21 protein-coding genes and 1 pseudogene are annotated in these 26,368 nt (G+C 55.9%); 16 read left to right on the top strand and 6 right to left on the bottom strand.

Translation table 11 applies throughout. From position 1 onward, the window contains the following. Positions 1-3: 3 nt before the first annotated feature. Together kdpD and kdpE are read left to right on the top strand one after the other, a co-directional pair. The gene (kdpD, locus tag ABLV08_RS22765) at positions 4-2,691 is read left to right on the top strand and encodes a two-component system sensor histidine kinase KdpD (protein WP_047055995.1); all 2,688 of its coding nucleotides are present in this window, start codon (positions 4-6) and stop codon (positions 2,689-2,691) included. Further along, positions 2,688-3,365: a two-component system response regulator KdpE gene (gene kdpE, locus ABLV08_RS22760; RefSeq protein WP_020079352.1), complete on the top strand. Its 678-nt coding sequence runs from the start codon at positions 2,688-2,690 to the stop codon at positions 3,363-3,365. Before kdpD ends, kdpE begins: the two co-directional genes overlap by 4 nt. A 54-nt stretch (positions 3,366-3,419) precedes the next feature. On the opposite strand, the gene pgm is transcribed toward kdpE, so the two are convergent. Further along, on the bottom strand, positions 3,420-5,060 hold the full coding sequence (gene pgm / locus ABLV08_RS22755; RefSeq protein WP_015367693.1) for a phosphoglucomutase (alpha-D-glucose-1,6-bisphosphate-dependent): 1,641 nt from the start codon (positions 5,058-5,060) through the stop codon (positions 3,420-3,422). 32 nt (positions 5,061-5,092) lie between these two features. Then, complete coding sequence (gene seqA / locus ABLV08_RS22750) at positions 5,093-5,653, bottom strand: replication initiation negative regulator SeqA (protein WP_015367694.1); 561 nt, start codon at positions 5,651-5,653, stop codon at positions 5,093-5,095. Between the two features lie 229 nt (positions 5,654-5,882). On the opposite strand from seqA, the gene ybfF reads away from it, so the two are divergent. The 8 genes from ybfF (at position 5,883) to ABLV08_RS22710 (ending at position 13,524) form a co-directional block, all read left to right on the top strand. Next, entirely contained in the window at positions 5,883-6,656 is a 774-nt protein-coding gene (gene ybfF / locus ABLV08_RS22745) for an esterase (RefSeq protein ID WP_047739954.1), read from the top strand. A gap of 133 nt (positions 6,657-6,789) precedes the next feature. Then, the gene (gene ybfE / locus ABLV08_RS22740) at positions 6,790-7,083 is read left to right on the top strand and encodes a LexA regulated protein (RefSeq protein WP_045366391.1); all 294 of its coding nucleotides are present in this window, start codon (positions 6,790-6,792) and stop codon (positions 7,081-7,083) included. Positions 7,084-7,232: 149 nt separating this feature from the next. Continuing rightward, complete coding sequence (gene fldA / locus ABLV08_RS22735; RefSeq protein WP_015367697.1) at positions 7,233-7,763, top strand: flavodoxin FldA; 531 nt, start codon at positions 7,233-7,235, stop codon at positions 7,761-7,763. Positions 7,764-8,055: 292 nt separating this feature from the next. Then, complete coding sequence (fur, locus tag ABLV08_RS22730; RefSeq protein WP_015367698.1) at positions 8,056-8,508, top strand: ferric iron uptake transcriptional regulator; 453 nt, start codon at positions 8,056-8,058, stop codon at positions 8,506-8,508. Positions 8,509-8,621: 113 nt separating this feature from the next. Further along, positions 8,622-9,548 (top strand): tricarballylate utilization LysR family transcriptional regulator TcuR, encoded by a 927-nt coding sequence (gene tcuR / locus ABLV08_RS22725; protein ID WP_049052090.1) that lies wholly within the window; start codon positions 8,622-8,624, stop codon positions 9,546-9,548. 96 nt (positions 9,549-9,644) lie between these two features. Next, positions 9,645-11,048 carry an FAD-dependent tricarballylate dehydrogenase TcuA gene (gene tcuA / locus ABLV08_RS22720; protein ID WP_348856284.1) on the top strand — a complete coding sequence of 468 codons (1,404 nt, stop codon included), beginning with the start codon at positions 9,645-9,647 and terminating at the stop codon, positions 11,046-11,048. Further along, positions 11,035-12,174: a tricarballylate utilization 4Fe-4S protein TcuB gene (gene tcuB, locus ABLV08_RS22715; protein WP_348856283.1), complete on the top strand. Its 1,140-nt coding sequence runs from the start codon at positions 11,035-11,037 to the stop codon at positions 12,172-12,174. The genes tcuA and tcuB overlap by 14 nt, the downstream gene beginning before the upstream one ends. A 54-nt stretch (positions 12,175-12,228) precedes the next feature. Further along, positions 12,229-13,524: an MFS transporter gene (locus ABLV08_RS22710; RefSeq protein ID WP_032723580.1), complete on the top strand. Its 1,296-nt coding sequence runs from the start codon at positions 12,229-12,231 to the stop codon at positions 13,522-13,524. 52 nt (positions 13,525-13,576) lie between these two features. Here the strand turns inward: ABLV08_RS22710 and chiQ are convergent, their stop codons facing one another. Then, positions 13,577-13,909 (bottom strand): ChiQ/YbfN family lipoprotein, encoded by a 333-nt coding sequence (chiQ, locus tag ABLV08_RS22705; RefSeq protein WP_015367703.1) that lies wholly within the window; start codon positions 13,907-13,909, stop codon positions 13,577-13,579. A 47-nt stretch (positions 13,910-13,956) separates the two neighbouring features. Beyond that, positions 13,957-15,357, bottom strand: a complete 1,401-nt coding sequence (gene chiP, locus ABLV08_RS22700) for a chitoporin (protein ID WP_015704749.1) — start codon at positions 15,355-15,357, stop codon at positions 13,957-13,959. A 106-nt stretch (positions 15,358-15,463) separates the two neighbouring features. Here chiP and ABLV08_RS22695 point away from each other — a divergent pair. Beyond that, a pseudogene (locus tag ABLV08_RS22695) lies at positions 15,464-15,541 on the top strand (methionine synthase); the annotation flags it as partial. Between the two features lie 252 nt (positions 15,542-15,793). On the opposite strand, the gene glnS reads toward ABLV08_RS22695, so the two are convergent. Both glnS and nagE read right to left on the bottom strand, forming a co-directional pair. Then, on the bottom strand, positions 15,794-17,461 hold the full coding sequence (gene glnS / locus ABLV08_RS22690) for a glutamine--tRNA ligase (protein ID WP_348856281.1): 1,668 nt from the start codon (positions 17,459-17,461) through the stop codon (positions 15,794-15,796). A gap of 177 nt (positions 17,462-17,638) precedes the next feature. Next, a complete protein-coding gene (gene nagE / locus ABLV08_RS22685; protein WP_015704747.1) occupies positions 17,639-19,591 on the bottom strand; it encodes a PTS N-acetyl glucosamine transporter subunit IIABC in 1,953 nt (650 codons plus the stop codon). A gap of 314 nt (positions 19,592-19,905) precedes the next feature. Here nagE and nagB point away from each other — a divergent pair, with 314 nt between their 5' ends. From nagB to asnB, 5 genes are all read left to right on the top strand, one after another. Continuing rightward, positions 19,906-20,706 (top strand): glucosamine-6-phosphate deaminase, encoded by an 801-nt coding sequence (gene nagB / locus ABLV08_RS22680; protein ID WP_015367707.1) that lies wholly within the window; start codon positions 19,906-19,908, stop codon positions 20,704-20,706. Between the two features lie 102 nt (positions 20,707-20,808). Further along, on the top strand, positions 20,809-21,957 hold the full coding sequence (gene nagA, locus ABLV08_RS22675) for an N-acetylglucosamine-6-phosphate deacetylase (protein WP_015367708.1): 1,149 nt from the start codon (positions 20,809-20,811) through the stop codon (positions 21,955-21,957). Positions 21,958-21,965: 8 nt separating this feature from the next. After that, the gene (locus ABLV08_RS22670) at positions 21,966-23,186 is read left to right on the top strand and encodes an N-acetylglucosamine repressor (RefSeq protein ID WP_015367709.1); all 1,221 of its coding nucleotides are present in this window, start codon (positions 21,966-21,968) and stop codon (positions 23,184-23,186) included. Between the two features lie 45 nt (positions 23,187-23,231). After that, positions 23,232-23,984: an HAD-IIA family hydrolase gene (locus tag ABLV08_RS22665; RefSeq protein WP_015367710.1), complete on the top strand. Its 753-nt coding sequence runs from the start codon at positions 23,232-23,234 to the stop codon at positions 23,982-23,984. A gap of 279 nt (positions 23,985-24,263) precedes the next feature. Next, a complete protein-coding gene (asnB, locus tag ABLV08_RS22660) occupies positions 24,264-25,928 on the top strand; it encodes an asparagine synthase B (protein ID WP_032712871.1) in 1,665 nt (554 codons plus the stop codon). Positions 25,929-26,368 lie beyond the last annotated feature (440 nt).

Below are 26,368 nucleotides of genomic sequence, written 5' to 3'. Positions count from 1 at the left end.
TCAATGAGTGACGAGCCGCTGCGCCCGGACCCCGACCGTCTGCTGCAACAAACCGCTGCGCCGCATCGCGGCAAGCTGAAGGTGTTTTTCGGCGCCTGCGCCGGGGTGGGTAAGACCTGGGCTATGCTGGCGGAAGCGCAGCGGCTGCGCGCTCAGGGGCTGGATATTCTGATCGGCGTGGCGGAAACCCACGGCCGCAAAGATACCGCCGCCATGCTGGAGGGGCTTAGCGCCCTCCCGCAAAAGCGCATTTCCCATCGCGGACGCTACGTCCATGAGTTTGACCTCGATGCCGCGCTGGCCCGCCGCCCGGCGCTGATCCTGGTGGACGAACTGGCGCATAGCAACGCGCCGGGTTCGCGCCACCCGAAACGCTGGCAGGACGTCGAAGAACTGCTCGAAGCCGGTATCGACGTCTTCACCACCGTCAACGTCCAGCATCTTGAAAGCCTCAATGATGTGGTCAGCGGTATTACCGGCGTGCAGGTACGCGAAACCGTCCCCGACCCCTTCTTTGACGCCGCCGATGATGTAGTACTGGTGGATTTGCCGCCGGACGATCTGCGCCAGCGCCTGAATGAGGGCAAGGTGTACATTGGCGGTCAGGCCGAACGCGCCATCGAAAACTTCTTCCGCAAAGGTAATCTGATCGCCCTGCGCGAGCTGGCGCTGCGCCGTACCGCCGACCGGGTAGACGAGCAAATGCGCGCCTGGCGCGACCGCCAGGGGCAGGAAAAAGTCTGGCACACCCGCGACGCCATTCTGCTGTGCATCGGCCACAACACCGGCAGCGAAAAACTGGTTCGCGCCGCCGCCCGGCTGGCAGCCAGACTCGGCAGTGTCTGGCACGCGGTCTATGTAGAAACGCCCGCGCTGCACCGACTGCCGGAGGCCAGGCGGCGGGCGATCCTCGCCGCGCTGAAGCTGGCGCAAGAGTTAGGCGCCGAGACCGCCACCCTCTCCGACCCATCGGAAGAAAAAGCGGTACTGCATTACGCTCGCGAGCACAACCTCGGCAAAATTGTGATTGGCCGTCAGGGAGAGCGCCGCTGGTGGGAACGAGCCGGGTTTGCCGACCGTCTGGCGCGTCGCGCCCCGGACCTCGATCTGGTGGTGATCGCGCTGGATGAAAAACCGGCCTCCCTGCCCGCCCGCGCGAACGACAATCGTACGGCGCTCGACAAATGGCGCCAGCAGTTGAAGGGCTGTCTGTTAGCCGTGGCGCTGTGCGCCATTATCACCGTAGTCGCCATGCAGTGGCTAATGGCCTTTGAAGCCGCCAACCTGGTGATGCTCTATCTACTGGGCGTGGTGATTATCGCCCTGCTGTATGGCCGCTGGCCATCGGTGCTGGCGACCTTTATCAACGTCATTAGCTTCGATCTCTTTTTTGTCGCCCCACGCGGCACGCTGGCGGTTTCCGACGTCCAGTATCTGCTGACGTTCGGCGTGATGCTGACCGTTGGTCTGGTGATCGGCAACCTGACCGCCGGGATGCGTTACCAGGCGCGGGTGGCGCGTTACCGCGAGCGGCGCACCCGCCACCTGTATGAAATGTCGAAAGCGCTGGCGGTCGGCCGCAGCCGCGAAGATATCGCCGCCACCAGCGAACGCTTTATTACCTCCACCTTTCAGGCCCGCAGCCAACTACTGCTGCCAGATGAGAACGGGCAGCTGCAGCCGATGACCCAGCAATCCGGGGTTTTCTCGTGGGATGATGCGATTGCCCGCTGGAGCTTCGATAAGGGCCAGCCAGCCGGAGCCGGTACCGACACTCTCCCCGGCGTGCCGTATCAAATTCTGCCGCTACAAAGCGCCGCCCGCACCTGGGGACTGCTGCTGGTCGAACCGGAAAATCTGCGTCAGCTGATGATCCCCGAACAGCAACGGCTGCTGGAAACCTTTACCCTGCTGGTGGCCAGCGCCCTTGAGCGCCTGACCCTGACCGCCAGCGAAGAGCAGGCGCGCTTGACCAGCGAACGCGAAAGTCTGCGCAACTCACTACTGGCCGCCCTCTCCCACGATCTGCGGACGCCGCTGACGGTCCTGTTCGGCCAGGCGGAGATCCTGACCCTCGATCTGGCCAGCGAAGGTTCGAAGCACGCGCCGCAGGCCAACGAAATTCGCCAGCACGTGCTCAACACCACCCGGCTGGTGAATAATTTACTGGATATGGCGCGTATTCAGTCCGGCGGCTTTAATCTGCATAAAGAGTGGTTAACCCTCGAAGAGATAGTCGGTAGCGCCCTGCGTATGCTGGAGCCGGGGCTTGGCGGCCAGCACATCCAGCTGTCGCTGCCGGACCCGCTACTGCTGCTCCACGTAGACGGCCCGCTGTTTGAGCGGGTGCTGATCAACCTGCTGGAAAACGCGCATAAATACGCCGGCGCGCAGGCGCAGATTGGCATTCACGCCGAAGCGGATAGGCAGCAGTTGATCATTGAAGTCTGGGATAATGGTCCGGGGATCCCGGCAGGCCAGGAACAGGCTATCTTTGATAAGTTCGCGCGTGGTAATAAAGAGTCGGCTATCCCCGGCGTCGGTCTGGGACTGGCAATTTGCCAGGCCATTGTCGAGGTGCACGACGGTAGCATTACCGCCAGCAACCGTCCGGAGGGCGGAGCCTGTTTCCGTGTTACACTGCCGCGAGAAGCGCCCCCAGAACTGGAAGAGTTAACCGAGGACATGTGATTAACGTTTTAATCATCGAAGACGAACATGCTATCCGCCGCTTTCTGCGCACCGCGCTGGAAGCCGACGGTATGCGCGTATTTGAAGCCGAAACACTGCAGCGGGGGCTCATCGAAGCCGCCACCCGCAAACCGGATTTAGCGATCCTCGATCTCGGCCTGCCGGACGGGGACGGTAATGATTTTATCCGTGAAGTTCGCCAGTGGAGCCAGATGCCGATTATCGTGCTGTCGGCGCGCAGCGAAGAGCATGACAAAATCGCCGCCCTTGACGCCGGCGCCGATGACTACCTGAGTAAACCGTTTGGCATAGGCGAACTGCAGGCGCGGCTGCGCGTCGCGCTGCGCCGTCACGGCAGCGCGCAGGCCGATGAGCCGGTGGTGCGCTTTGCTGATATTAGCGTCGATATCCCCGCCCGCCGTATCATGCGCGGCAGTGAAGAAATTCATCTAACGCCCATCGAGTTTCGCCTGCTGGCGGCGCTACTGAACAATCCGGGCAAAGTGCTTACCCAGCGCCAGCTTCTGAATCAGGTATGGGGACCTAACGCCGTGGAGCACAGTCACTATTTGCGGATTTATATGGGGCACTTACGGCAAAAACTGGAGGCTGACCCGGCGCGGCCGCAGCATCTGCTGACCGAAACCGGTATTGGCTATCGCTTTATGCCTTGAAGGGAACAAATCAATGACCCCGGCGGTCGGTTAACGCCGCCGGGGTAAACAGGGTCAGGCGTTTTTCAGCACTTCACTGACAATTTCTACCGCTTCTTTTTCAATCAGCTTGCGATGCTCTTCGCCAAGGAAGCTCTCGCAGTAGATTTTGTAGGCGTCTTCGGTGCCTGACGGACGGGCCGCGAACCAGCCGTTGTCGGTCATCACTTTCAGCCCGCCGATAGAAGCGCCGTTGCCCGGCGCCGCGGTCAGACGCGCGGTGATTGGATCGCCCGCCAGCGTGTCGGCGCTCACCATTTCCGGCGACAGCTTAGACAGCGCCGCTTTCTGCGCGGAAGTGGCCGATGCCTGCAGACGGTTGTAGCTCGGGGCGCCAAAGCGTTCCGCCAGCTCGTTGTAGTGCTCCTGCGGGTTCTTACCGGTCACCGCGGTGATTTCCGCCGCCAGCAGGCACATGATGATACCGTCTTTATCGGTGGACCACGGCGTGCCATCGAAACGCAGGAATGATGCCCCTGCGCTCTCTTCGCCGCCGAAGCCGAAGCTGCCATCGAACAGACCGTCAACAAACCACTTGAAGCCCACCGGCACTTCCACCAGCTTACGGCCCAGATCGTTAACCACGCGGTCAATCATCGCCGAGGAAACCAGCGTTTTACCAACGGCAACGTCTTTACCCCACTGCGGACGATGCTGGAACAGGTAGTTGATAGCCACCGCCAGATAGTGGTTCGGATTCATCAGGCCAGCCGGGGTCACGATACCGTGACGGTCGTAATCCGGATCGTTGGCGAAGGCCAGATCGAACTTATCGCGCAGCGCCAGCAGACCCGCCATCGCACACTCGGAGGAGCAGTCCATGCGGATCGCGCCATCTTTATCCAGGTGCATAAAGCGGAACGTCTGATCGACCTGATCGTTAACGATGGTCAGATCCAGCTTGTAATGCTCGCCGATGCGTTTCCAGTATTCGATACCCGAACCGCCCAGCGGGTCGACGCCCAGTTTCAGGCCCGCTTTCTGAATAGCCGCCATATCGACGATATCCGCCAGCCCTTCAATAAACGGCTGTACCAGGTCCTGCTCTTTCACGTGGCCGGAAGCCAGCGCGGCGTCGAGAGAAATACGCTTCACGCCCTGCAGACCGGCGGCCAGCAGTTCATTCGCACGGTTCTCCACCACTTTAGTCACGTTGGTATCAGCCGGGCCGCCGTTTGGCGGGTTGTATTTAATACCGCCATCTTCCGGCGGGTTGTGCGACGGGGTGATAACGATACCATCCGCCAACGGGCCGCCTTTTTTGTTATGCACCAGAATCGCGTTGGAAACCGCCGGCGTCGGGGTGAAACCGTTGTTTTCCTGAACGATCACATCAACGCCGTTCGCCGCCAGCACTTCCAGCACGGAAATGAAGGCCGGTTCGGATAAAGCGTGGGTATCCTTACCAACGTAGCATGGGCCGGTGATGCCGTTTTTCGCGCGGTTTTCCGCAATCGCCTGCGCAATCGCCAGAATATGCTGCTCATTGAAATTGTGGCGCCCTGCGCTACCGCGATGGCCGGAGGTGCCAAACTTAACCGCATGCTCCGCATTACCCGCTTCCGGCTTCAGCACATAGTACTGAGCGGTCAGCTGGGCGACGTTAATCAAATCACTCTGTTGTGCCGGCTGACCCGCACGTTTATCGATTGCCATTGCCTGATCCTTCTGGTGCAAAGTTTAATTAACTAGATCGTGCCGCATACCTTTTCAATCAGCTCCGCAGGGAACTGCATTGATTGCATGATGTGTTCGATCATGCTGCATTTACGGCCGGTATTAGTATTGGTGATAACCCACCACGGCGTACCAGGAACCTGTTTCGGTTTGGTCTGATTACCGCTTTTCAGCAGCGTCCGTGAGTCTTCGGCGAAGTATACGCGGGTGCGTCCGTGCAGAGACTCAGTGGCTTCTGAAAATGCCTTGCTGTCTAACGAGTAAAGCGTAGTCAATACCAGCATGAAGCGGTTAACCGCGCGCTTTTGTTCAGCATATTCGTCAGATAACAGCAGCTCGCGCATGGCGCGGACTTTATCTTTAACCGGGTTGGCCGGCTTCGCTTCGACGACTGGCGCCGCCGCAGGAGCAGCCGCCGGCGCGGCTTTCGCCGCTGGCGCGCCAGATGCAGGCTGAGAAACGGCGGAAAATTTCAGCATGCGCCGTAAAATGTCGGATGCGCTCTCGCCGATATGCAGAGTGTGGCTGGCAATATAGCGGTAGAGCTCATCATCAACTTCGATTGTTTTCATCTTAATCCAGTGCGATTTCTTTGTTTCTGAATACAAGTCGTCGGGATTAACTATCCTTTGTCTTTCACACTACAGCACAAAAGGCATCAGATAGAGGACAAATCCCAACCGCGAATAGCGTCAAACCAGGATGGCGGTAAAACTCAGAATGCTTCCGGGTCTTGCAGCCTAATGGCAGAATGTCCAACATAATACCCTAACCCGACGGAGCGAAAAAAAGAACTTTGCCATGAAATTAAATAGCCGAGCGCAATCTGCACAAAACCCGCACAATAAATCCCCAGTCGTCCTGGTACACGGCCTGTTCGGCAGCCTGGACAACCTTGGGATCCTCGCCCGCGATCTGGTCGCCGACTACGATATATTGCAGGTCGATATGCGCAACCACGGCTTATCGCCGCGTTCACCGGAGATGACCTACCGCGCGATGGCGCAGGATCTGCTCGATACCCTCGACGATCATCAGATCGAGAAAGCGACCTTTATCGGCCATTCGATGGGCGGCAAAGCGGTGATGGCGCTGACCGCGCTGGCGCCGGATCGCATCGCCGGGCTGGTGGCGATTGATATTGCGCCGGTGGCTTATCACGTCCGCCGTCATGATGAGATCTTCGCGGCGATTAACGCCGTCAGCGAATCCGCCGCCAGCACCCGCCAGCAGGCGGCGCAGGTAATGCGCGAGTATATAAATGAAGAAGGCGTCATTCAGTTTCTGCTGAAATCCTTTGTCGACGGCGCGTGGCGCTTCAACGTGCCGGCGCTGTGGGATCAATACCCGCATATTGTCGGCTGGGAAACCGTGCCCGCCTGGCCGCACCCGGCGCAATTTATTCCCGGCGGCAACTCCCCTTATGTCACCGATGAATACCGCGACGCGCTGCTGGCGCAGTTCCCGCAGGCCCGCGCCCACGTCATTGCCGGCGCCGGACACTGGGTGCATGCGGAAAAACCCGAGGCGGTTTTACGCGCAATTCGCCGCTATCTGAGCACAATTGAAGCCTGAGTGGCTAAAAAACGCCCGACCGCGCGGCATAATGCCCGCGGTCGTTGGCGCAGCGCTCCGCCTGATGTATTATGGCGCGCTATCTGCGCCGGCTATAGCCCGGCAGCTTGTTTCCCCGAAGTCACTCTGAATCATGGCAAAAGAACAAACGGACCGAACGACATTAGATTTGTTCGCAAATGAGCGTCGCCCGGGTAGACCGAAAACCAATCCGCTTTCGCGCGATGAACAACTGCGCATCAACAAACGCAATCAGCTCAAACGCGATAAGGTTCGCGGCTTGAAGCGCGTTGAGTTGAAGCTCAACGCCGATGCGGTCGACGCGCTTAATGAGCTGGCGGAAGCCCGCAACATGAGCCGCAGCGATCTTATCGAAGAGATACTGATGCACCAACTGGCCTGCCTGCGTAACCAGGGCGAAGTCTGAAAAACGCAAAAAAATCGCTTTCATGTAGCAGAGTGTGCACCAGGACGTTATTGCTGTTTCCGCGCCCTTCCCTGTTCTGCTATGATTGCCGTTAACTGTAGGCATAATGCCACTACCACATCATTAAGTTTCAAGAGGTTATTTTACTCATGGCAATCATCGGCATCTTTTTTGGCAGCGACACCGGCAACACCGAAAATATTGCAAAAATGATCCAAAAGCAGCTCGGTAAAGACGTTGCTGAAGTTCACGACATTGCCAAGAGCAGCAAAGAAGATCTGGAAAGCCACGATATTCTGCTGCTCGGCATCCCAACCTGGTACTACGGCGAAGCGCAGTGCGACTGGGACGACTTCTTCCCGACGCTGGAAGAGATCGACTTCAACGGTAAGCTGGTAGCCGTCTTTGGCTGCGGCGACCAGGAAGATTACGCAGAATACTTCTGCGATGCGCTGGGCACCATTCGTGACATCATTGAACCGCGCGGCGCAACCATCGTTGGCCACTGGCCGACCGCGGGTTACCACTTCGAAGCGTCTAAAGGCCTGGCAGACGACGATCACTTCGTCGGTCTGGCGATTGATGAAGACCGTCAGCCGGAACTGACCAACGAGCGCGTTGAGAAGTGGGTGAAGCAGATTTCCGAAGAGCTGCATCTGGAAGAAATCAAAAACGCCTAAGAATCAAACAGCGCAGCTATTAAGCTGCGCTGAATTAATAGATAAAAGCAATCAAACTAATAGCTACAAGTTTTTAACTTTTCATCACATATCTGTACAATGTCCTCTGATTCCACGAGGTCACGTGACACAGTTTGTAGCTGGTAATTCGTTTTTGACAGCTTACAAGGCGCGATGCTTGCAGTTTTCATTTCAGAGTAGCAGCTCTATAATGAGACGCATTACATCGGGTGATTCTCTGTATTGCTTCCCTTTGAAGGAAGCCGATCTTTAGCAACAGGACAGATTCCGCATGACTGACAACAATATCGCATTAAAGAAGGCTGGCCTGAAAGTCACACTTCCCCGACTGAAAATTCTGGAAGTGTTGCAGGAACCGGATAACCATCACGTCAGTGCGGAAGATTTATATAAACGCCTGATCGATATGGGTGAAGAGATTGGTCTGGCTACCGTTTACCGCGTGCTGAACCAGTTCGACGATGCAGGCATCGTGACTCGTCACAACTTCGAAGGCGGTAAATCCGTATTCGAGCTGACTCAGCAGCACCACCACGATCACCTGATTTGCCTCGATTGCGGCAAAGTGATCGAGTTCAGCGATGATTCTATCGAATCCCGCCAACGTGAAATTGCTGCGCAACACGGCATCCGCTTAACCAACCACAGCCTGTACCTCTACGGCCACTGTGCGGAAGGCGACTGCCGCGAAGATGAACATGCCCACGATGCGGTGAATAAATAATTTCCCGTCTCGTATGTAATGAAAAGCCAGCCTTCAGGTTGGCTTTTTTTATGGGCGAAATCCGCCTGAATAAGTATTCTGTCAGAGCCTAACGCCTTGTACGGAGAGTCACTATGGAGCTGCGCCAGCTACGCTATTTTGTCCGCATCGTGGAAACCGGCAGTATGGGCCGCGCCGCGCTCGATCTGAATATTGGCGTCTCTGCGCTCAGCCAGCAAATGGCGCGTCTGGAAAATGAACTCGCTATCCGCCTGCTGCAACGGACTTCGCGCGGCGTAATGCCCACCAGCGCCGGCCTCGCCTTTTACTCGCAGGCGCAACTGGCGCTGCGCCATGCTGACGATGCCATTCTCGCCGCGCGTGAAGCACGCCTTTCCGGTCACGTCAGCGTCGGTATGGCGCCGAGCACCGCTTCTGTACTGGGCGTACCTTTTATCAACGCCATGCGCGAAAGCTACGCCGACGTCCGCCTGCACCTGGTGGAAAGCCTCTCTGGCAATCTGGAACGGATGATCAACACTCGCCAGCTCGATTTAGCCATCGTTTTCCAGAAAGAGAAGATCCTGCGCTGGAGCGCCAGACCCATTCTTGAGGAACGTCTGTTCCTGATTGGCGCCCATGACGTGCTGGCGCCGCTGCCCGGCGATAGCATCTCTCCGGACCAGCTTGCCGCCATCCCGCTGATTATGCCAAGCCAGGGACATGGCCTGCGCGGCAGGCTGGACGCTATTTGCCAGGAGCACGCCATCAACGTTGACGTGGTGGCTGAAATCGATGGCCTGGCCCTGCTGATGCGCGCCGTCCGTGACGGGCTCGGCGCCACGCTGCAGCCGGGCGCGGCGATTTCTCATCTCGACAGCGAGGCGCTAAGAGTGATCGGCGTCGACAATCCGGTACTAAGCCGACCTAATTTTCTGGTCAGTCTCTCAGATGACGAACTCACCCCGGCAGGCCTTGCCGCGCGCGTGATACTGAACAAAGTCATGCGTCAGCTTGTGGAAACTGGCTGCTGGCCGGGCGCCAGCCTTTACACTTCCTAAACCCCTCTTTAGCTTTACGCCATAGCGCCTGTCGCTCCTGAGTCTTACATTTCCATTACAAATTTAACAATTAGTCAAAGCGTAATGGAGCCGATAATGGTGGATGTACTGGTGATTGGCGGCGGCAACGCCGCGTTATGCGCCGCCTTAACCGCCCGGGAAGCAGGCGCATCCGTATTGCTGCTGGAAGCCGCGCCGCGGGAATGGCGAGGCGGTAACTCTCAGCACACGCGTAACCTGCGTTGTATGCACGATGCGCCGCAGGATGTCTTAGTCGACAGCTACCCGGAAGAAGAATACTGGCAGGATCTGCTGCGCGTCACCGGGGGCAACACCAACGAAGCGCTGGCTCGCCTGGTGATCCGCACTTCGTCACAATGTCGGGACTGGATGCGCCGTCATGGCGTTAACTTTCAACCGCCCTTATCCGGCGCCCTGCACGTCGCACGCACCAACGCCTTTTTTATGGGCGGCGGTAAAGCCCTGGTCAATGCCTATTACCGCAGCGCCGAGCAGATGGGCGTGCAGATCCGCTATAACACGCCGGTGCAGGCGCTTGAATTACGTGATGGCGAATTCGTCGCCGCGCTGGCAGGCGCCGAGCGCATCGCCGCGAAAACCTGCGTGCTCGCCGCTGGCGGTTTTGAATCTAACCGCGAGTGGCTGCGCGAAGCCTGGGGGCAAAATGAGCGCGGCGAGTGGCCTGCCGACAACTTTCTCATCCGCGGCACCCGTTTTAACCAGGGAGTGCTGCTCAAATTTATGATCGACGCCGGAGCCGATATCATCGGCGATCCTTCACAGTCGCACTGCGTCGCCATTGACGCCCGGGCGCCGCTCTATGACGGCGGCATCTGTACCCGCGTCGACTGCGTGTCGCTGGGGGTGGTGGTGAACCGCGATGCCGAGCGCTTTTATGATGAAGGGGAGGATTTCTGGCCCAAACGTTACGCCATCTGGGGCCGTCTGGTCGCCCACCAGCCGGGGCAAATCGGCTATTCGATCATCGACAGTAAAGCCGTTGGACAGTTTATGCCGCCCGTTTTTCCGGGCGCCCAGGCCAATACCATCGCGGAACTGGCCCGCCAATTGGGGCTGGATGGCGAACGTTTGTCGCAGACCATCGCCAGCTACAATGCCGCCTGTACGCCAGGCCAGTTCGACCATACCCGTCTTGATAACTGCGCTACCTCCGGCCTGACGCCGCCAAAAACCCACTGGGCGCGGCCTATCGATACGCCGCCTTATTATGGTTATGCCCTGCGTCCAGGGATCACCTTCACCTACCTCGGGCTGTTCGTCAATCAACACACCGCCGTTCACTTTGCCGGTAAGCCGAGCCGCAACCTGTTTGTCGCCGGCGAAATGATGGCTGGCAACGTACTGGGCAAAGGCTATACCGCCGGCGTAGGCATGTCGATCGGGACCACATTCGGCCGCATTGCCGGTCAGCAAGCCGCCCTGGCGGCGCAGCAGGAGAAACATCATGAAGTCGCTTGAAAAGCTGATCATCGAGGCGCAAATCATCACCGAGCCGGAGGCGGAAGTCGAACGGGCGATGCAGGTCTGTAACGCCTGCCGCTATTGCGAAGGTTTTTGCGCCGTGTTCCCTGCCATGACCCAGCGTCTGGCATTCGGCAAGGCGGATATTAACTATCTGGCGAACCTGTGCCACAACTGCGGCGCCTGTCTGCACGCCTGTCAGTATGCCCCGCCGCACGAGTTTGCGATTAATGTTCCCAAAGCAATGGCGGAAGTGCGGCTGGAAACCTATCAACATTACGCCCGGCCCGCCGCTTTCGGCAGTTTATATCGCCGTGCGGGGATCGCCACGGTGCTGGCGCTGGTCGCGGGTCTTGTCCTGTTTCTGCTGCTGGCGATGGGGCTTAAAGGTTCGCTGCTGCACCCGCCGCTGGCCGGTGATTTCTACCAGATTTTTCCGCATAACCTGCTGGCGTGGATGTTCGGTTCGGTTTTCATTGTGGCCATTGGTTTATTGATGAGCGGGGTGATTCGTTTCTGGCGCGAGATCTCACCTGGCCAACCGCAAGCTGGTGATATCGCCAGGGCCTCACATGATGCGCTGACGTTGAAATATCTCGACGGCGGACACGGTAAAGGCTGTAACGAGGCCGATGACGCCTTCACGCTGATGCGCCGCCGTTTTCACCACTTCACATTTTACGGTTTTATGCTCTGTTTCGCCGCCACGGTTGTGGCTACGGGCTATCACTATCTCGCCGGTTGGGAGGCGCCCTACCCGTTCTTTAGCGTACCGGTGCTGCTTGGCACGCTCGGCGGCATCGGGCTACTGGTGGGCCCGGCGGGTTTGCTATGGCTGAACCTGCGCCGCTCGCCGCTGCACGGCGATGCACGGCAAAAACCGATGGATCGCGCTTTTATCCTACTGTTGCTGCTGACCAGTTTTACCGGGCTCGCGCTACTGGCGGGCCGGGACACCTCGTGGATGGGCATTCTGCTTGCTATCCATCTCGGGGTGGTGATGGCGCTGTTTTTAACGCTGCCTTACGGAAAATTTGCCCACGGATTTTATCGCTGTGCGGCGCTACTCAAGTGGGCGATTGAGAAACGCCGCGGAAAACAGGCGGCAGTCGCAGGTGACTAACCCGCCCCTCTTACCTCTATAAAAACAAGATAAAGACAATGGAGAGCACACCCTATGACCCAACCAACCTCGCGCGCCGGTACCTTCAGCGCAATTCTCCGCGTAACCAGCGGTAATTTTCTCGAGCAATTCGACTTCTTTCTGTTTGGTTTCTATGCCACCTATATCGCCAGGACCTTCTTTCCGGCAGAGAGTGAGTTCGCGGCGTTGATGCTCACCTTTGCCGTATTTGGTTCCGGTTTCCTGATGCGCCCCATCGGCGCGGTGGTATTAGGAGCTTATATCGACAGGATCGGTCGCCGCAAAGGGCTGATGGTCACCCTGGCGATTATGGGCTGCGGCACGTTACTGATTGCGCTGGTGCCGGGCTACCAAACCATCGGCGTGCTGGCGCCGGTGCTGGTCTTAATTGGCCGTTTGTTGCAAGGATTCTCGGCCGGGGTCGAGCTCGGCGGTGTGTCGGTCTACCTGTCGGAAATCGCCAAACCGGGGAAAAAGGGGTTCTATACCAGTTGGCAGTCCGCCAGCCAACAGGTCGCCATCGTCATGGCGGCGCTGATTGGCTACGCGCTGAACGAGACGCTGGGTCACGACGAGATTGCAGAATGGGGCTGGCGCATTCCCTTCTTTATCGGCTGCCTGATTATCCCGCTGATTTTCGTGCTCCGGCGTTCGCTGCAGGAGACCGAAGCGTTTCTGCAGCGTAAGCATCGTCCCGATACCAAAGAGATACTGACCACTATTGTTAAAAACTGGCGCATCATCAGCGCGGGCACCTTACTGGTGGCGATGACCACCACCACCTTTTATTTTATTACCGTCTATACCCCAACTTACGGCAGAGCGGTACTGCATCTGAGCGCACGCGACAGCTTGCTGGTCACGATGCTGGTCGGTATCTCTAACTTTATCTGGTTGCCGATTGGCGGAGCGCTGTCAGACAAAATAGGCCGTCGTCCGGTGCTGATGGGAATTACCGTCCTGGCGCTGCTGACCACCTGGCCGGTGATGCAATGGCTCACCGCCGCGCCGGATTTCACCCGCATGACGCTGGTGCTGCTGTGGTTCTCGTTCTTCTTTGGTATGTATAACGGCGCAATGGTGGCGGCGCTAACGGAAGTGATGCCGGTCTACGTTCGCACCGTGGGCTTTTCGCTGGCGTTTAGCCTCGCCACCGCTATCTTCGGTGGGCTGACGCCGGCTATCTCTACCGCACTGGTCGAAATCACCGGCGACAAGAGCGCGCCTGGCTGGTGGCTGATGTGCGCGGCCCTATGCGGATTCGCCGCCACCGCCATGCTGTTCATGCGTCTGAGCCGCGGCTATCAGCCAGCGGAAATACCGCGTTAAAATAGCGACGGGCGGAGTGTGCGCTCCGCCCGTTTACGCTTAACTGTCTGCTTTACTTAGTGGTGTTATTACTGCGGATCTCCTGCCAGATTTTATCGCAGCGCGCTTTGACCGCCTGGTCATTACCGGTGCGCGTCGCCTGAATACAGGCCTGATAATCCAGCACTCTGACGCTCTCCTGCGTCGCAAACTGCTGATGCGGTTTCTCTTCCTTCAGGACGTTGAGCACGCTCTGACAGGCTTCAATCTTGTCCGGATTACCTTCTGCCGTGTTGATACAGGCGCTATAGGCATCTTTCAATTTGGAATCTTCTTTCGGCGCTGGCGATGGCGCGCAGGCAACCAGACCCGATGCCATGATGGCGATGAGCAGCAACTTTTTCATAGTTATTCTCCCAGAGGGGCGGCAGGCTCACGCCCGCCGCGCAGGCATCAGAAAATGGTGAACGGTGCGATAACCATAAACTTCACGTCACGCTCATCCTGGAAGATGTTGCCGTAACCACCGCTCCAGCTTGGGATGTCGGAGTGGTTGTCGTATTGCGTGAAGTGCAGTTTGAACATCGTTCCTTTCGCCCGGCCTTCCTGCAGGGTGTAGATAGCATCCAGACTGTAGGCGGACTCTTTCAGACGATAGTTAGGATCGTAGTAAGCATCCGGGGATGCCATTCTGCCAGGCTTCGCATCCCAGGCGTAAACATAGGAAGCGCCAAACGCCCAGCCCGGCATATCCCAGTTCTTCATGTCATACATCGCGCCGAAGAATACTGCTTTCTCGCCGTTGGCGTTAAAGTCGGAGCGGTTATCCCACCAGATATCGAGACGACCATTAGAGGAGGCATAGGTTGGCGTCATACGCTGCAGGAAGTAGCCCTGCTGACCATCGGCTTTAACCCAAGTCCCTTCCAGACGCAGATCCAGCACATCGGCCGCTTTATAGCCAAAGGTGATCGCCTGCAGCCACGCGGTGCCGTCGTAGATGTCGTTGACGCCGCCGTTGCTGACTTTATCGCGGGTACCATAGAACTGATAGCTGGCGCTTAACGGCGAACCGGCGATATCAAATTTGTAGCTGGCCTTCGCAAAGTATTGATCGATATAACCTTCAGCCTGGCCAAAAGCGGCTTCCAGCACCAGATCGTTTTTAAAATCGTATTTCGCGCCAAGAGAGTGCAGATAGTCGACCTTGGTTTTCTTATCGTTCTGGTAGAAATCATCCATCTCGATATGCCACGGCGCTTTATATTCGTTGGTCCACATGTAGGAGAAACTCAGCGCGCCGTTATCGCCATAGTCGAAGTTGGCTCCGGCTTCCGCCCCCTGATAGGTACCCGGCATAAAGCTCCAGTGCGGCGCCAGCAGCGTTTGCCCGGTCGGCTGGATATAACCCGCGCGCGCCCACGCCGGGCCGAATTTAAATTTAGCCGCTGCTTTATACAGGCTAATCCCGCTCTTATCGCCGGAATAATCTTCACTGTAGGCACGGTTACTGGAGGAGAAGGCAATTTCGTTCGGGTGGCCGCTGTCGCCGTTTTCCGCCATTTCTATCGCGGTAAAGGCAGCAATATCAATCCCGAACATATCGGCGGCATAGCCGGACTGGAAATCCAGGTTGGCGTTCCAGGTAGAATGGGAAAGGTTGGTTTCATACTTGTCGGTTTCTACGTTTTTACGGTCGCGCTCGCGCTGCCAGTAATAGATACCGCCAGTTAAAGTAGAATCATCGATAAAGCCTGCTGCGCTGGCCTGTGGAGCCACAACCCAACCCGACATCGCGGTGACGGCGGCAATAGCCAGCGCCAGCGTACTACGTTTGCCACTAAACGTACGCATGTGCATATCCTCTTTGACGTTTTAAAATTGCGATTGCCAAAGGCAGCTCGCTAAAAAAAATAAAAAAGTACTAAAAGCGGTGCGGTTAAAAGTCCGCGAAACCACTATGGATAGACTATTTTTCGTGACGCGAATTATCAATCTCTTTCGCAGAGCAAAGCTTAAGATTATGACAAAGCGCACATAATTTATGTCTTTTTGTTACAGACTTACTTCTCAGCTTTTTTAACGATAAGTCATGGTTATATCGAAAAAAAATTGATAGTTGCCGGAAGCTCAAACGGTTAAATGTAAATACACCGGCAGGAAGAGATGGGGAATTATTACGGTGTTTTAATAAGATTAATTCGCATCGAAAAAATATCGATTTTTAATTCACTGATTCTGAAATAAAAAAAACGCCGCAATGTGCGGCGTTTCATGAATACGGTGAGCATTACTCGCCGATTTTAGCCCAGGTGTCACGCAGGCCAACGGTGCGGTTGAAGACCAGATGTCCCTCGGTGGCGTAGCGGCTGTCGAGGCAGAAGTAACCTTCGCGCTCGAACTGGTATGCTTTACCCGCCTGCGCTTTCGACAGGCTCGGCTCCGCGAAACCTTGCTTGATGACCAGAGATTCCGGGTTCATTACCGCCAGGAAGTCATCCGCCGCGCCCGGGTTCGGCACGCTAAACAAACGGTCATAGAGGCGAATTTCAACCGGCAGCGCGTGCGCCGCGCTCACCCAGTGGATAACGCCTTTGACCTTGCGGCCATCGGCCGGGTCTTTACTCAGGGTGTCGGCATCGTAAGTACAGAAGATGGTAGTGATGTTACCCTCTGCATCTTTCTCAACGCGTTCCGCTTTAATCACGTAGGCGTTGCGCAGACGCACCTCTTTACCCAGCACCAGACGCTTGTACTGTTTGTTAGCTTCTTCGCGGAAGTCCGCGCGATCGATCCAGATCTCAGCGCTGAATGGTACTTCGCGGCTGCCCATCTCCGGCTTGTTCGGATGGTTCGGCATCGCCACCATTTCACTTGCGCCCTGCGGATAGTTTTCGATAACCAGTTTAACCGGATCGATCACCGCCATCGCGCGCGGCGCGTTTTCATTCAGATCTTCACGAATGCACGACTCCAGCGACGCCATCTCAATGGTGTTGTCCTGCTTGGTCACGCCGATGCGTTTGCAGAACTCGCGGATGGATTCAGCGGTATAGCCGCGACGGCGCAGACCGGAAATAGTCGGCATACGCGGGTCATCCCAGCCTTCCACATGCTTTTCGGTCACCAGCTGATTCAGCTTACGCTTGGACATCACGGTGTATTCGAGATTCAGGCGCGAGAATTCATACTGACGCGGATGCACCGGAATACTGATGTTGTCGAGCACCCAGTCGTACAGACGACGGTTGTCCTGGAACTCCAGGGTACACAGCGAGTGGGTGATACCTTCCAGCGCATCGCTGATGCAGTGGGTGAAGTCGTACATCGGGTAGATGCACCATTTGTTGCCGGTCTGATGGTGTTCGGCAAATTTAATGCGATACAGCACCGGGTCACGCATCACGATGAATGGCGACGCCATGTCGATCTTCGCGCGCAGGCAAGCCTTACCCTCTTCAAAACCGCCGGTACGCATTTTTTCGAACAGCGCGAGGTTCTCTTCCACGCGGCGATCGCGGTACGGGCTGTTTTTACCCGGTTCTTTCAGGGTACCGCGGTATTCGCGGATCTCATCGGCGGACAGTTCGTCAACGTAGGCCAAACCTTTGTTGATCAGTTCAACCGCATACTGATGCAGCTGATCGAAGTAATCAGAGGAGTAGCAGACATCGCCGGACCAGTGGAAACCTAACCACTGCACGTCGTTTTTAATCGACTCCACGTATTCGATATCTTCTTTCACCGGGTTGGTGTCATCGAAACGCAGATTACATTGACCTTGATAATCCTGAGCGATGCCGAAGTTCAGGCAAATGGATTTTGCATGGCCAATGTGCAGGTAACCGTTCGGTTCCGGCGGGAAGCGGGTATGAACGGTGGTGTGCTTACCGGTAGCCAGATCTTCATCGATGATCTGACGGATAAAGTTAGTCGGGCGGGCTTCTGCCTCACTCATCACGGGTTCCTCAAAGCGTAAACAACGTATAACGGCACATGATCTTACAAGCAGGGCGCAGAGACAACTATTAGTTACGCAAAATACGTATCTGTTGTTGGATATGGGGGTATTTGCTGCAAAAAAAAGCGGCGCAGGTTTCGCTGCGCCGCTGAGGCAAAACTCTACTCAGGAGCCTTACTTGCCTTTAATCTCGAACAACGGCGTTTGGCCGGCAACAACGTTACCCGTTGCCTGAATCACCAGCGCGCTGTAATCATCGCTGTTGCTGCAGACGACCGGACTGATCATCGAGCGGGCGTTGGCGTTAAGGAACGCCAGATCCATTTCCAGGATCGGCTCGCCGGCTTTCACCTGTGCGCCCTCTTCAACCAGACGTTTAAAGCCTTTGCCTTCCAGCGCGACGGTATCAATGCCCATATGGACGACGATTTCCGCGCCGTTATCGGTTTCCAGGCAGAATGCGTGGTTGGTGTTGAAGATTTTCACCACCGTACCGGCCGCCGGCGCGACAACGATGTTATCGGTCGGTTTCACCGCGATACCGTCACCAACGGCTTTGCTGGCGAAGGCTTCATCCGGCACCTGCTCAAGCGCCACCACTTCACCGGTGATCGGGGAAACCAGCGCTTCGACGGTTTTAGCGTTCGCGACCGCCTGCGGTTTGGCCGCAGGCGCGGCGGCTGGCGCGCTGTCAGTCGAAGCAGCTGCAGCAGCAACCGGACCACGGGCAACCACTTTCTTCATGGCGTCGCCAACGGATTCCGCTTTCGCGCCAACAATGACCTGGATGGTCTGTTTGTTCAGTTTCACCACCCCGGAAGCGCCAAGACGTTTACAGGCGGCATCGTTGACTTTCGCCGAGTCGCCGACGGTCAGACGCAGACGGGTGATACAAGCATCAATGGCTTTCAGGTTATCGGTACCGCCTACGGCTGCGATGTAGTTGGTCGCCAGCTGAGTCAGACCTTCTTCGGTGTTGCTGTTAGCTTCTTCAGTCACGACGTCGTCGGTTTTATCTTCACGACCCGGCGTTTTCAGGTTGAACATGCGGATAACCGCGCTGAACAACAGGAAGTAAACGAAGAAGAACACCACGCCCATCACCAGCAGCATCCAGACGTTTTTGCTGGCTGCCGGCAGGCTATACATCAACACGTAGTCGATAGCGCCCGCGGAGAAGGAGAAGCCCGCGTGGATACCCAGCGCCGTTGCGATGAACAGGCTGATACCGGTCAGGATAGCGTGCAGGAGGTACAACAGCGGAGCCAGGAACATGAACAGGAATTCCAGCGGCTCGGTCACACCGGTCAGGAACGCGGTGATGGCCACGGACAGCAGCATACCGCCGACCATCGGACGACGCTCTTTCGGCGCAGCCATGTACATTGCCAGCGCAGCGCCCGGCAGACCGAACATCATGATCGGGAAGAAGCCGGACATGAACATCCCCGCGGTGCCGTCACCGGCATAGAAGCGGTTGATGTCGCCGTGGAAGACCGCACCCGCGGCGTTGGTGAACTCGCCAATCTGGAACCAGGCGATGGTGTTCAGCACCTGATGCAGACCGGTTGGGATCAGCAGACGGTTAATGAAACCGAAGATACCGGAACCCAGCGCGCCCGCAGAGACGATCCATTCACCGCCCGCATGAATAGCGTGCTGCACCGGCGGCCAGACATAGCCGAAGATAGCAGCCAGCACCAGACAGAAGAAGCCGGTAGCGATCGGTACGAAGCGTTTGCCGCCAAAGAAGCTCAGGAAGTCTGGCAGTTTAATGCCGGCCCAGCGGTTATAAACAGCACCCGCGACCAGACCGGTAATGATACCCGCCAGTACGCCCATGTTAATTTCCGGGTTGATGGTGACCATCGCTTTGGTCATCACGAAATAACCTACCGCGCCGGCCAGCGCCGCAGAACCCGCGTTATCTTTGGACCAGCTTGATGCCACACCGATGGCGAAGATCAACGCTAAGTTGTCAAAGATTGCCCCACCCGCTTGCGCGATGAAGGGTACGTTCAGCAGATCCGGTTGCCCGAATCGCAGCAGCAATGCCGCGACCGGCAGCACTGCGATAGGGAGCTGTAATGCCCTACCCAGCCGCTGAAAGAAACCTAAAATATTCATCTTATTCCCCCTATGAGACCCCGATGAGGCTCATTTCAAAGCCACTTTTTTATTGTGTAACAAGGTCGGATTTATCACTTACCGGCAAAGTGTGTGAAAAATTAATTCGTATCGCAAATTAAACGGGTATTTTTTGTGACTATAATCACCAAATATCGTATTCCCCCCTCCCTTTGACTGGCTAACATCGAAAACTTATTTTATCATTCAAAAAATCAACACGGATTGACCCCGGTCGGCGCAGTTGCTGCAATACTCTTCATAGTATGCTGGCGCCAATCCGCCAGGTTCTAATTTAACTATTGAGGTGAAGAATGAGACTGATCCCCCTGGTAACAGCTGAACAAGTAGGTAAATGGGCTGCCCGTCATATCGTTAACCGCATTAACGCGTTCAAACCGACCGCGGACCGTCCGTTCGTACTGGGTCTGCCTACCGGTGGTACGCCTCTTACCGCTTACAAAGCGCTGGTTGAAATGCATAAAGCAGGCCAGGTTAGCTTCAAGCACGTTGTTACCTTCAACATGGATGAGTATGTCGGCCTGCCGAAAGAGCATCCGGAAAGCTATCATAGCTTCATGCACCGCAATTTCTTTGACCATGTTGATATTCCAGCTGAAAATATCAACCTGCTGAATGGTAATGCGCCGGATATCGATGCAGAATGCCGTCGTTATGAAGAAAAAATCCGCTCCTACGGTAAAATCCACCTGTTTATGGGCGGCGTAGGTAACGATGGTCATATCGCGTTTAACGAACCGGCCTCTTCTCTGGCGTCCCGTACCCGTATCAAAACCCTGACCCATGACACCCGCGTGGCCAACTCCCGCTTCTTCGACGGCGATGTGGATCTGGTGCCGAAATATGCGCTGACCGTGGGCGTGGGTACCCTGCTGGATGCAGAAGAAGTGATGATTCTGGTGCTGGGCCATCAGAAAGCGCTGGCGCTGCAGGCAGCGGTCGAAGGTAACGTCAACCACATGTGGACCATCACCTGTCTGCAGCTGCATCCGAAAGCGGTTGTGGTCTGCGACGAGCCGTCCACGATGGAACTGAAAGTGAAGACCCTGAAATATTTCAACGAATTAGAAGCTGAAAATATTAAAGGTCTGTAATGTAGTCCGTCCCGCGCCCTGGCGTGGGACCATCTTTTTCTTTGTATGCAACGCCAGAACAATTCGAATTGAGCTGGTGGGGCGTATATACCGGGGGTCGTAATGTATGCATTAACCCAGGGCCGGGTTTACACCGGTCATGAAATTCTTGATGACCATGCGGTCGTTATCGCCAATGGCCGTATCGAACGTCTCTGTCCGCTGGCTGATTTGCCGTCTGAAATTGAGCAACGCTCGGTCAACGGCGCGATTATTGCCCCCGGTTTCATCGACGTCCAGCTGAACGGCTGCGGCGGCGTGCAGTTCAACGATAGTCCGGATGCGGTCACCGTCGAAACGCTGGAAATTATGCAGAAAGCGAATGAGCGTTCCGGCTGCACCAACTTCCTGCCGACGCTGATTACTTCCAGCGATGATCTGATGAAGCAAGGCATCCGCGTCATGCGCGAATACCTGCAAAAACACCCCAACCAGGCGCTGGGTCTGCATCTGGAAGGGCCGTGGCTGAATATCGTCAAGAAAGGCACCCATAACCCGGACTACGTGCGTAAACCGGACGCCGCGCTGGTCGACTTCCTGTGCGACAACGCCGACGTTATCACCAAAGTGACGCTGGCCCCTGAGCGCGTCGAGCCGGAAGTGATCCGTAAACTGGTCGCCGCCGGCATCGTGGTTTCGGCAGGTCACTCTAACGCTACGCTGAAAGAAGCGAAAATCGGTTTCCGCGCCGGTATCACTTTTGCGACGCACCTTTATAATGCCATGCCGTATATTACCGGCCGTGAACCAGGTCTGGCCGGCGCCATTTTCGACGAGCCGGATGTCTACTGCGGTATCATCGTTGACGGCATGCACGTCGATTATGCCAACGTGCGTAACGCTAAACGCCTGAAAGGCGATAAACTGTGCCTGGTGACTGACGCCACCGCGCCGGCAGGGGCTAATATTGACCAGTTCATTTTTGCTGGTAAAACAATATACTACCGTAATGGTCTGTGCGTGGATGAAAACGGCACTCTCAGCGGTTCTTCGCTGACCATGATTGAAGGGGTACGTAACCTCGTTGAACATTGCGGCGTAGCGCTGGACGAAGTGCTGCGTATGGCGACGCTCTACCCAGCGCGCGCGATTGGCGTGGACAAGCAGCTCGGCAGCATTGCGCCGGGTATGGTCGCTAACCTGACCGCTTTCAGCCGCGATTATAAAATCATCAAGACCATCGTTAATGGTAACGAGGTCGTCACTGAGTAAGTAAAAGTATGACAGCAGGCGGACAAGCTCAAATTGGTAACGTCGATCTGGTAAAACAGCTGAACAGCGCGGCCGTCTATCGGCTGATTGACCAACATGGTCCCATCTCGCGCATTCAGATAGCGGAACAAAGTCAGCTTGCCCCTGCCAGCGTAACCAAAATTACGCGTCAGCTTATTGAGCGCGGCCTGATCAAAGAAGTCGATCAGCAGGCCTCCACCGGGGGGCGCCGCGCCATCTCTATCATTGCGGAAACCCGCAATTTCAACGCTATCGGCGTGCGGCTTGGCCGCTATGACGCCACCCTGACCCTCTATGATTTAAGCAGTAAGACGCTGGAAGAAGAGCACTTCCCGCTGCCGGAGCGTACCCAGGAAACGCTTGAGCACGCGCTGCTGAATATCATCGCCACCTTTATTGAAAATTGCCAGCGCAAAATCCGCGAGCTCATCGCTATTTCGGTCATTCTGCCGGGGCTGGTCGATCCGGAAAGCGGCGTTATCCGCTATATGCCGCACATTCAGGTAGAGAACTGGGGGCTGGTCGAAGCGCTGGAAAAACGCTTTAACGTCACCTGTTTTGTCGGCCACGATATCCGCAGCCTGGCGTTGGCCGAGCACTATTTTGGCGCAAGCCAGGATTGCGAGGACTCTATTCTGGTGCGCGTACACCGCGGTACCGGCGCGGGCATTATTTCCAACGGGCGCATTTTTATCGGCCGTAACGGTAACGTCGGCGAAATTGGCCATATCCAGGTTGACCCATTAGGCGAACGCTGTCACTGCGGCAACTTCGGCTGTCTGGAAACCGTCGCCGCGAACGCCGCTATTGAGCACCGCGTCCGCCATCTGCTTGAGCAGGGCTATCAAAGTCGCATCACGCTTGATGACTGCAATATCAAAACCATCTGCAAAGCGGCAAATAAAGGCGATGCGCTGGCCTGTGAAGTGGTCGAATACGTTGGCCGTCATCTGGGCAAAACCATCGCCATCGCCATCAACCTGTTTAACCCGCAAAAAGTGGTGATTGCCGGTGAAATCGTCGAGGCGGAAAAGGTGCTGCTGCCGGCCATCGAAAGCTGTATCAACGGCCAGGCGTTGAAAGCGTTTCGCCACAATCTGCCAGTGGTACGCTCGACGCTCGATCACCGCTCCGCCATCGGCGCCTTTGCGCTGGTCAAGCGTGCGATGCTCAACGGCATCCTGCTACAGCATTTGCTGGAAAGTTAATCCAGCTTTATAGTTTCGCCTTTCGTTAATGATGTTGGACTGTCCATGACCATTCAAAACGTAATTTGTGATATCGACGGCGTGCTGATGCACGATAACGTGGCTGTTCCCGGCGCCGCTGAATTTATCAAACGCATCCTGGAAAAAGGCATGCCGCTGGTGATGCTGACCAACTATCCTTCGCAAACCGGGCAGGACCTGGCCAACCGCTTCGCCACCGCCGGTATCGAAGTGCCGGATACCGCGTTCTACACCTCCGCCATGGCCACCGCCGATTTCCTGCGTCGCCAGGAAGGTAAAAAAGCCTATGTGGTTGGCGAAGGCGCGCTCATCCACGAACTGTATAAGGCCGGCTTCACCATTACCGACGTTAACCCTGATTTCGTCATCGTTGGCGAGACCCGCTCCTTTAACTGGGAAATGATGCATAAAGCGGCTTTCTTTGTCGCCAACGGCGCGCGTTTCATCGCCACCAACCCGGATACTCACGGCCGTGGCTACTACCCTGCTTGCGGCGCGCTCTGTGCGGGAATCGAAAAAATCTCCGGCCGTAAACCGTTTTATGTCGGTAAGCCGAGCCCGTGGATTATCCGTTCCGCGCTTAACAAAATGCAGGCCCACTCCGAGCAAACGGTGATCGTCGGCGATAACCTGCGTACTGATATCCTCGCCGGCTTCCAGGCGGGCCTTGAGACCATTCTGGTGCTCTCCGGAGTATCCACGCTGGACGATATCGACAGCATGCCGTTCCGCCCGTCGTGGATTTATCCGTCGGTCGCCGAAATCGACGTTTTTTGAGCCGAAACCACGTCCCTGGACGTGGTTTTTTATTTTTGGCGCTGCCAAAAATAGATTCATCTAATGAAAATGACTTATCGCTAAACAATCATCAATAAAGCCGAGCTAAACATACTCATTTTTCAACATCCGGCAATCAGCATTGCACTTTTTACGTTTCTGCCGGTAAATCTCTTGCGCCCCACTCTCCTTTACGGCATTTTCTTTAACACGCACTAAGACCTTGCAAGAGACGAGGTCTGCATAACATCACTACAAGACAGGGTAACGGAGAAGGCTATGTGTTCTATTTTTGGCATACTGGATATCAAAACTGACGCAGGCGAACTGCGTAAAAAGGCACTGGAACTTTCCCGCCTGATGCGCCACCGCGGACCGGACTGGTCCGGCGTTTATGCCAGCGATAAAGCGATTCTCGCCCACGAACGTCTGTCGATCGTCGACGTCAACGCCGGCGCCCAGCCGCTCTATAACCAACAAAAAACCCATGCCCTGGCGGTCAACGGTGAAATCTACAACCACCAGGCGCTGCGCGCCGAATATGGCGATCGCTATCAGTTCCAGACCGGTTCCGACTGTGAAGTGATCCTCGCGCTGTACCAGGAAAAAGGGCCTGAGTTCCTCGATGAACTGCAGGGGATGTTTGCCTTCGCGCTGTATGACAGCGAAAAAGACGCTTATCTGATTGGCCGCGACCATATCGGTATTATCCCGCTGTATATGGGCCACGACGAGCACGGCAACTTCTACGTCGCCTCTGAAATGAAAGCGCTTGTGCCGGTCTGCCGCACGATTAAAGAGTTCCCTGCGGGTAGCTACCTGTGGAGCCAGGATGGCGAAATTCGCCAGTACTATCAGCGCGACTGGTTCGACTACGACGCGGTAAAAGACAACGTCACGGATAAAAACGAGTTGCGTCAGGCGCTGGAAGAGTCGGTGAAGAGCCACCTGATGTCCGACGTACCTTACGGCGTGCTGCTCTCCGGCGGCCTGGACTCGTCGGTGATTTCGGCCATTACCAAAAAATACGCCGCCCGCCGCGTTGAAGATCAGGAGCGCAGCGAAGCCTGGTGGCCGCAACTGCATTCATTCGCGGTCGGCCTCGAAGGCTCCCCTGACCTGAAAGCGGCGCAGGAAGTCGCAAACCACCTCGGCACCGTGCATCACGAAATTCACTTTACGGTACAGGAAGGGTTGGATGCGATCCGCGACGTTATCTATCACATCGAAACGTATGACGTGACTACCATTCGCGCCTCGACGCCGATGTACCTGATGTCGCGTAAAATTAAAGCCATGGGCATTAAAATGGTGCTCTCTGGCGAAGGTTCCGATGAAGTATTCGGCGGGTATCTCTACTTCCACAAAGCGCCGAACGCTAAAGAACTGCATGAAGAAACGGTGCGTAAACTGCAGGCGCTGCACATGTTTGACTGCGCCCGCGCTAACAAAGCGATGTCCGCCTGGGGGGTAGAGGCCCGCGTACCGTTCCTCGATAAGAAATTCCTCGATGTGGCGATGCGCATCAACCCGCAGGATAAAATGTGCGGCAACGGCAAAATGGAAAAACATATTTTGCGCGAATGCTTTGAGTCCTATCTGCCAGCCAGCGTCGCCTGGCGCCAGAAAGAGCAGTTCTCCGACGGCGTGGGCTATAGCTGGATTGATACGCTGAAAGAAGTGGCGGCAAAACAGATTAGCGACCAGCAGCTGGAGACGGCAAGCTTCCGCTTCCCGTACAACACGCCGACATCTAAAGAAGGCTATCTGTACCGCGAAATCTTCGAAGAGCTGTTCCCGCTGCCCAGCGCGGCGGAATGCGTACCCGGCGGCCCGTCCGTTGCCTGCTCTTCAGCGAAAGCCATCGAGTGGGATGAAGCGTTCAAAACCATGAACGATCCATCAGGACGCGCGGTCGGCGTCCACCAGTCAGCTTATAAATAAGCAATCAACACGCATAGCGGACCCTACGGGGTCCGCCAGGCTGCTGACAAAGAAGGAAAAAGCGTGGTTTTTCCTTCTTTGTGGCTATCAGTCGAAAATCAATGAATTGATTTTCCTTGTTATTTGCCTGTCGCTATCTGCAAACCTAACGATGTATAAGGTTTGTCATCAATCTCACGGACCCTACGGGGTCCGTTTTTTTTATGCCAAAATTGGCAAATAAAAACGATAAATAATCAATTCTTGCCGATTATTGCAGCATGCTGTTCGCAACCTAACCAAACAGTCACATTACGACGATTTTCCTTGAAAAAGTGGTTGACGCTCGCAGGCCCAATACGCATAATGCGCCCCGCAACGCCGATAAGGTAACGCGAAAAAAAGATGGCTACGTAGCTCAGCTGGTTAGAGCACATCACTCATAATGATGGGGTCACAGG

This window comes from Klebsiella sp. CN_Kp088, assembly GCF_040064335.1.
In the GTDB taxonomy this organism is placed as follows: domain Bacteria; phylum Pseudomonadota; class Gammaproteobacteria; order Enterobacterales; family Enterobacteriaceae; genus Klebsiella; species Klebsiella aerogenes.
The sequence above is the reverse complement of the archived record's forward strand: the minus strand, read 5'-3'. Positions and strand labels throughout refer to the sequence as shown.

Bases quoted from the DNA above. Each gene is read 5' to 3' on its own strand.
- kdpD (WP_047055995.1), top strand. From the start codon at position 4: ATGAGTGACGAGCCGCTGCGCCCGGACCCCGACCGTCTGCTGCAACAA.
- pgm (WP_015367693.1), bottom strand. From the start codon at position 5,060: ATGGCAATCGATAAACGTGCGGGTCAGCCGGCACAACAGAGTGATTTG.
- seqA (WP_015367694.1), bottom strand. From the start codon at position 5,653: ATGAAAACAATCGAAGTTGATGATGAGCTCTACCGCTATATTGCCAGC.
- ybfF (WP_047739954.1), top strand. From the start codon at position 5,883: ATGAAATTAAATAGCCGAGCGCAATCTGCACAAAACCCGCACAATAAA.
- ybfE (WP_045366391.1), top strand. From the start codon at position 6,790: ATGGCAAAAGAACAAACGGACCGAACGACATTAGATTTGTTCGCAAAT.
- fldA (WP_015367697.1), top strand. From the start codon at position 7,233: ATGGCAATCATCGGCATCTTTTTTGGCAGCGACACCGGCAACACCGAA.
- fur (WP_015367698.1), top strand. From the start codon at position 8,056: ATGACTGACAACAATATCGCATTAAAGAAGGCTGGCCTGAAAGTCACA.
- tcuR (WP_049052090.1), top strand. From the start codon at position 8,622: ATGGAGCTGCGCCAGCTACGCTATTTTGTCCGCATCGTGGAAACCGGC.
- tcuA (WP_348856284.1), top strand. From the start codon at position 9,645: ATGGTGGATGTACTGGTGATTGGCGGCGGCAACGCCGCGTTATGCGCC.
- tcuB (WP_348856283.1), top strand. From the start codon at position 11,035: ATGAAGTCGCTTGAAAAGCTGATCATCGAGGCGCAAATCATCACCGAG.
- ABLV08_RS22710 (WP_032723580.1), top strand. From the start codon at position 12,229: ATGACCCAACCAACCTCGCGCGCCGGTACCTTCAGCGCAATTCTCCGC.
- chiQ (WP_015367703.1), bottom strand. From the start codon at position 13,909: ATGAAAAAGTTGCTGCTCATCGCCATCATGGCATCGGGTCTGGTTGCC.
- chiP (WP_015704749.1), bottom strand. From the start codon at position 15,357: ATGCGTACGTTTAGTGGCAAACGTAGTACGCTGGCGCTGGCTATTGCC.
- glnS (WP_348856281.1), bottom strand. From the start codon at position 17,461: ATGAGTGAGGCAGAAGCCCGCCCGACTAACTTTATCCGTCAGATCATC.
- nagE (WP_015704747.1), bottom strand. From the start codon at position 19,591: ATGAATATTTTAGGTTTCTTTCAGCGGCTGGGTAGGGCATTACAGCTC.
- nagB (WP_015367707.1), top strand. From the start codon at position 19,906: ATGAGACTGATCCCCCTGGTAACAGCTGAACAAGTAGGTAAATGGGCT.
- nagA (WP_015367708.1), top strand. From the start codon at position 20,809: ATGTATGCATTAACCCAGGGCCGGGTTTACACCGGTCATGAAATTCTT.
- ABLV08_RS22670 (WP_015367709.1), top strand. From the start codon at position 21,966: ATGACAGCAGGCGGACAAGCTCAAATTGGTAACGTCGATCTGGTAAAA.
- ABLV08_RS22665 (WP_015367710.1), top strand. From the start codon at position 23,232: ATGACCATTCAAAACGTAATTTGTGATATCGACGGCGTGCTGATGCAC.
- asnB (WP_032712871.1), top strand. From the start codon at position 24,264: ATGTGTTCTATTTTTGGCATACTGGATATCAAAACTGACGCAGGCGAA.